The sequence below is a fragment of the Faecalibacterium sp. DFI.5.82 genome, assembly GCF_029076575.1.
GTDB lineage: Bacteria > Bacillota > Clostridia > Oscillospirales > Ruminococcaceae > Faecalibacterium > Faecalibacterium duncaniae.
Genome location: NZ_JARFIS010000397.1, coordinates 1 through 317, shown reverse-complemented (window position 1 = coordinate 317; position 317 = coordinate 1). Strand labels below are relative to the sequence as shown.

At 53.6% G+C, this 317-nt stretch carries 1 protein-coding gene; it reads right to left on the bottom strand.

The features are described 5' to 3' along the window. Positions 1-317 (bottom strand): AAA family ATPase (locus tag P0G09_RS17145; RefSeq protein ID WP_275253270.1); only part of this gene is annotated, 317 nt, incomplete at both ends.

Sequence of the window (317 nt, the reverse complement as noted above, 5' to 3'; positions counted from 1 at the left end):
CGATCTGCTGCCCGTAGTTGGTGCGGTTGTCCGTCATAGTCAGCAGAATGCCCTCAATTTTTAGTTTCGGGTTGATCTTCCGCCGGACTTTTTGGACGGTCTGCAAAAGCTGTTCCAAGCCCTTCGCAGACAGGTACTGCGCCTGCACCGGAATCAGGGTGGTGTCCGCTGCAGCCAAGGCATTGACGGTCAGCATCACAAGGGAAGGGGTGCAGTCCAACAGAATGAAATCGTAGTCGTACTTCGCAACTTCAAGCACTTGTTTGAGCATCTTTTCCCGGTTCATGCAGTTGACGAGAGACACTTCCAGCCCTGCC